6 protein-coding genes are annotated in these 5,278 nt (G+C 66.5%); all 6 read left to right on the plus strand.

The genetic code is table 11. From position 1 onward, the window contains the following. Positions 1-1,376 (plus strand): o-succinylbenzoate--CoA ligase (gene menE / locus VAE53_RS03885; protein WP_322818052.1); only part of this gene is annotated, 1,376 nt, incomplete at its 5' end. A 30-nt stretch (positions 1,377-1,406) separates the two neighbouring features. Further along, positions 1,407-2,342, plus strand: coding sequence for a TIGR03560 family F420-dependent LLM class oxidoreductase (locus VAE53_RS03890; protein WP_322818053.1), 936 nt, complete (start codon positions 1,407-1,409; stop codon positions 2,340-2,342). A 38-nt stretch (positions 2,343-2,380) separates the two neighbouring features. Further along, a complete protein-coding gene (locus tag VAE53_RS03895; protein WP_322818054.1) occupies positions 2,381-3,535 on the plus strand; it encodes a 1-deoxy-D-xylulose-5-phosphate reductoisomerase in 1,155 nt (384 codons plus the stop codon). Next, the gene (locus tag VAE53_RS03900; RefSeq protein ID WP_322818055.1) at positions 3,532-4,719 is read left to right on the plus strand and encodes a M50 family metallopeptidase; all 1,188 of its coding nucleotides are present in this window, start codon (positions 3,532-3,534) and stop codon (positions 4,717-4,719) included. The genes VAE53_RS03895 and VAE53_RS03900 overlap by 4 nt, the downstream gene beginning before the upstream one ends. Next, entirely contained in the window at positions 4,719-5,024 is a 306-nt protein-coding gene (locus VAE53_RS03905) for a hypothetical protein (protein WP_322818056.1), read from the plus strand. The genes VAE53_RS03900 and VAE53_RS03905 overlap by 1 nt, the downstream gene beginning before the upstream one ends. Beyond that, on the plus strand, positions 5,021-5,164 hold the full coding sequence (locus tag VAE53_RS03910; protein WP_322818057.1) for a hypothetical protein: 144 nt from the start codon (positions 5,021-5,023) through the stop codon (positions 5,162-5,164). The genes VAE53_RS03905 and VAE53_RS03910 overlap by 4 nt, the downstream gene beginning before the upstream one ends. Positions 5,165-5,278 lie beyond the last annotated feature (114 nt).

A 5,278-nucleotide genomic window follows, 5' to 3' on the forward strand; every position in this document is an offset into this window, starting at 1 on the left:
CCACGTGGACGTATGCTGACCTCGACCAGTGGGTGTCCGAGCTCGCGGCGGCGGCGCTCGGTGAAGGTGCCCGCCCGGGCGAGCCGGTCGCGCTCCTCGCCGCGAATTCCGCGGCCTACGTCGCTGCCGTTTGGGCAGCCGCACGACTCGGTACGCCGCTCGCTCCGCTCAATTGGCGCCTATCCGGGGGCGAACTCGCCTGGCAGGTGGAGCGGCTCCATGCCTCCCTGCTCCTGCACGACGCCCACTTTGCCGCCAACGCGGAGGACGTCGCTGCGCGCTCAGGCGCAAGGCTCCTCCAAATCGAAGGTGCGAAGGCAGGGCCGCTGCCGGCAGTGTGGCCGGGGAGTTGGACGGGTGATTTTGTGCTGATGTTTACCTCGGGGACGACTGGCCGACCCAAAGCAGCTCGGCTGATGTTCGAGAACTTTCTCGCCAGTGCCATGGCGTCGGCCTTCAATATCGGGGTCGATCCCGCTGACCGGTGGCTCGCCTGCCTGCCTCTCTGCCACGTCGGCGGGCTGTCTATCGCCACGCGTTCGCTTATCCAGGGCACCACGGCGGTCATCCACGAAACCTTCGACCCGGCCCGCGTCAACTACGCTCTCCGCGAGGAGCGCATCACGCTGCTCTCGGTCGTGCCCACCATGCTCGCCCGGATGCTCGAAGTGGATGCGGCCGCGTATCCTCCCTCCGTCCGTGCCGTTCTCGTTGGCGGCGGTCCCGTGGCCCGCGACTTGCTCGAACGCGCCACAGCGCGGGGTCTCCCTGTCCTCCAAACCTACGGGCTAACCGAAGCCACTAGCCAGGTCACCACTCTGGCGCCGTCCGACGCTCTCCGGCACCTCGGCTCAGCTGGGAAGCCGCTCTTCACCTTCCAGCTACGGGTCGACGCGCCGCCCGGGGCCGCCGGTGAAATCCTCGTGGCAGGCCCGAACGTGTTCGCCGGGTACTTCGAAGATCCAGAGGCGACGGAACGCGCCCTCCGCGACGGGTGGCTTCGCACCGGTGACATTGGCCGGCTCGACGACGAGGGATTTTTATACGTGCTCGATCGGCGCGATGACCTCATCGTGTCCGGTGGAGAAAACGTCTACCCCGCGGAGGTCGAAGCTGCGTTGGAAGCTCATCCGGCGGTCCGCGAGGCTGCGGTCGTTGGGCTTCGCGATGCCACTTGGGGGCAGACCGTCGCAGCGGCCATCGTGTTCGAACCGGGCCACGCACTCGAATGGAGCCGGCTGGAGGGATGGCTCCGGGAACGTCTCGCCGCCTACAAGCTCCCGCGTCGCTGGCTTGCCGTCGAAGCTCTGCCACGAACTACCAGCGGCAAGCTCCAACGCCACCGGGTCCGCGACTGGTTCGAAGGTGCCTCGTAAAATCCGCGCTCACCGCGGAGGGGGTGCGTCATGCGATTTGGGCTTCACATCGGCCAACAGAACATCCAGATGGACGAGCTGCGCCGCCTGTGGCGGTGGGCAGATACTGCCGGGTTCGATTGGGTCGATGTGTGGGACCACTTCTACGAGGCCCCCCCAGTCGATGGCAACGGCAGCTGCTTCGAAGCCACGACGTGCATGGCGGCCATGGCCTGCGAAACGTCACGCGTCCGCGTCGGAGTGCTCGTTCTCGGAATGGGCTACCGCCACCCGGCGGTCCTGGCGAACGCGCTCTGCACGATCGACCATCTCAGCGGCGGTCGTCTCGAAATCGGCCTGGGAGCTGGCTGGCACGAGCCAGAGTACCGCGCCTACGGCATCCCGTTCCCGCCCGTCCGAGAACGACTCGACATGCTCGAGGAGGGAATCCAAGTCGTACGGCTTCTCACCACGCAGGACCGGTCGACGTTCGAGGGGCGGTATTTTCGGCTCGAAAACGCAGCCTGCAACCCGAAGCCCGTCCAGCCGCGCGTGCGAATATGGGTCGGAGGCAATGGGGAAAAACGAACGCTCCGTATCGCGGCCAGGCACGCCGACGGGTGGAACACCCCGTACACCTCGCCGGAAGAGTTCGCACGTCTTTCGGCGGTCCTCGACCACTGGTGCGAGAGAGAGGGCCGCGACCCATCCACCATCGAGCGGACGGTCAATCTCTCCTTCCACATGGCCGCGACGCCGGCTGCACTCGAACGAGCGGAACGGCAGTACCGTCAGACTTGGGGAGCGGCGGCCGAGGCCATGCGCGTCCGCGGCGTCGTGACCGGCCTCCCGGCTGAGGCCGTCGAGTTGGTCGGGCACTATGCCCAGGCCGGTGCCGCACAGGTCAACATCGCCATCCGACCGCCCGTCGACTGGGATGCCCTGCGCGCTTGGAGCGAAGAAGTCATCCCCGCGTTCGCCGGTTGACTGGCCGGGTGGGGGCCGCCGGCCGTACGATCACTATCGTGGAAGCACCTTGCCGCGTCGCCGTCCTCGGGTGTACGGGCTCGATCGGGCGGCAGGCGCTCGACGTAATCGCTCGCTCCGGGGGGCGGTTCGAGGCGGTCGCCCTCGCTGGTGGGTCGAACACACGCCTCCTGACGGAGCAGGTCGTCGAATTCCGCCCGCGCTACGCTTGGGCTAGCGCAAGCGACGATGCATTGGGCGAAGCCGTCGCTGCAGTAGGTGCCGTTCTCGAATCGCCCGAAGCTATAGCATCCGCGCCCGACGTCGACATCGTGCTCGTCGCTACAGCTGGGGCCGCGGGGTTGCTCCCGACGCTTGCCGCGCTCCGGGCCGGGAAAGCCGTTGCCATTGCCAACAAGGAGGTGCTGGTGATGGCCGGCCACCTCGTCGGCGCTGCCATGGTAGAAGGTGGGGGCGAGCTCCGTCCGGTCGACAGCGAACATTCCGCGATCTGGCAGTGCCTGTGGGGGGAGTCTCCGCGCAGCATCCGAAGGATCATTCTTACCGCTTCCGGCGGTGCCTTTCGGGACTTCACCCGCGAACAACTCGCTTCCGTGACCCCTGAACAGGCCCTTGACCACCCGACCTGGAAGATGGGTCGCAAGATTACGGTGGATTCCGCCACGCTGATGAACAAGGGGATGGAGACGATCGAGGCGATGTGGCTCTTCGATGTCCCCATGAGCGCCGTCGAAGTCGTGCTTCACCGGGAGTCCATCGTCCATTCGCTGGTCGAGTTCTCTGATGGCAGCGTGAAGGCGCAGCTCGGCGTCCCCGATATGCGACTCCCGATACAGCTGGCGCTCAGCTACCCCGCGCGGCTTCCCGAGCCTCCGATGCCGCTGCTCGACCTCGCCGGCATCGGCGCGCTGCATTTCGCCAAACCCGACACTGACCGGTTCCCGTGCCTCCGCATTGCGATGGAGGCGGGGCGCGCCGGCGGAACGCTCCCTGCGGCGATGGCCGCGGCCGATGAAGTCGCCGTCGAGCGTTTCCTCGCCGGGGAGATTGGCTTCCTCGATATACCCCGAGTCATCGAGCGAGTGCTCGAACGACACCGGTCGATACCCGACCCGACGCTCGACGAAGTGCTGAACGCGGACGCGGAAGCGCGGCGCCTCGCTGCCGCCGTACCGCCGGGGGTCCTCGCATGACGTTCCTCGCCTTCGACCCCCTCGCCATTCTCCAGGCCGCCGTTCCGTTCCTCGCGATCCTCGTGGTTCTCGTGGTCATCCACGAGTTCGGGCACTTCCTGGCTGCCAAGGCTTTCGGCATCAAGGTGCTGGAGTTCGGCATCGGCTTTCCCCCCCGCGCCTGGACGTTCCTGCGCAAGGGCGAGACCGAGTACACCCTCAACTGGCTTCCGATAGGCGGCTTCGTGCGCCTGCTCGGTGAGGAGGACCCGACCGACCCACGCAGCCTTGCCGCCCAAGCAGCCTGGAAACGGCTAGCCGTCATGTCCGCGGGTGTGGTGATGAACCTCGTCACCGCTATCGTGCTTCTTGCCGTCGGGTTCATGGTGCCCCGCGAACGGGCTCTCACGATGGCCCAAATCCTCGAAGTCGCGCCCGACTCCCCAGCGGCTCAGGCGCGTGTCGAAGGTGTCATGCGCGATGGTTCGGCGCCGTCGCCGGGGCTTCAACCCGGCGACATCGTCCTCGAGGTCGAAGGTAAAGAGGTTCGCAACACGTCGGAACTCGTCTACGCCAATCGTCTCCACCTCGGCGAATCGCAGCGCTGGGTCATCAATCGCGGGGGAGCCACGCTCGTGGCCTACGTCTATGCCCGCTGGGATCCGCCGCCGGGGCAAGGGCCAACCGGTGTCCGTATCGGCCCACCGGCCTCATGCTCGACGGACGCCGAAGGCAATCCCGTATCGTGCCAGCTACTCTACCCGTACACCGAAAAAGTTTGGGATTGGCCATGGGAAGCCTTCCCTCGGGCTCTCGTGTCGCTGGCCGAGACCTTCCGTCTCGCGGTCAACGAGGTCCGAGTGTTGGTCTCCGGGACCTCCGGAGCTTCGATGTCGACTGGCCAGCCAGCCCTCACGGGCCCCGTCGGAATTGCCGAGACCACTGGAAACATCATCAGCGAGCAGGGCTGGCGCCCGCTGATCGAGCTCGCCGCGCTCCTCAGTCTGAATCTCGCTATCTTCAACGCACTCCCCATCCCGATGCTCGATGGCGGGCGCATGCTCTTCGTCGTCATCGAGATTCTGCGCGGCGGCCGGCGCATCGCTCCGGAGAAAGAAGCGCTCGTGCACTTCATGGGCTTCGCGCTGCTCCTCTTCGGCGTTCTCGTGGTTACGTATTTCGATATCGCCCGTATCGTGAGCTGATGTATACCGCCGTTTTCGTGACGCTTTACCTGTTCGCCTGGGGGACGCTCGCCTTCCTACCGTGGCTGGGCCTCAGCGTCGCGACAAAGGGCCGTGCCGGCTTGTGGCTGCTGCCGCTCTGCCTGTTCTCTGGCATCGTGGCCGCGCTCGTCGTGCCCTTCGCCGGCGCGACCGGGTGGGGCGGCCTCTGGGGCAGCTTCGCCGCCGCCATCCTGGCGCCGGCAGGGTTGTTGGTTGCGAGCCGCTTGGCGCGCCTGACCGGAGTCCAGCCGGAGACCGCATCCTCCGAGGTTCGCCGGCCGTGAAGCAACTCGCGCTCTCGACCATGTTCGCCCAGCAAGAGCGGTTCGAAGATGGCGCGATGTTCGCCCCCTGCGCCGCCGAATTGAGCGTCAGCACCCCCTTGGCATCCGCCGCGCTGCCCTCAATGATCGTCGGCTCCTGACCCGCTCGCTCCACCGTCCAGCGAAACCGATCCCCCTCCAAAAACGCCAGCCGGATCGTCGTCTCCGGGTCAGGTTTCGCCTCCCACAGCCCGGAACCCAACAGCGCCACACCA

Source organism: Tepidiforma sp. (assembly GCF_034432735.1).
GTDB lineage: Bacteria > Chloroflexota > Dehalococcoidia > Tepidiformales > Tepidiformaceae > Tepidiforma.

Excerpts from the sequence above, each read along its gene's own strand:
- VAE53_RS03905 (WP_322818056.1), top strand. The coding sequence starts at position 4,719 with ATGTATACCGCCGTTTTCGTGACGCTTTACCTGTTCGCCTGGGGGACG.
- VAE53_RS03890 (WP_322818053.1), top strand. The coding sequence starts at position 1,407 with ATGCGATTTGGGCTTCACATCGGCCAACAGAACATCCAGATGGACGAG.
- VAE53_RS03900 (WP_322818055.1), top strand. The coding sequence starts at position 3,532 with ATGACGTTCCTCGCCTTCGACCCCCTCGCCATTCTCCAGGCCGCCGTT.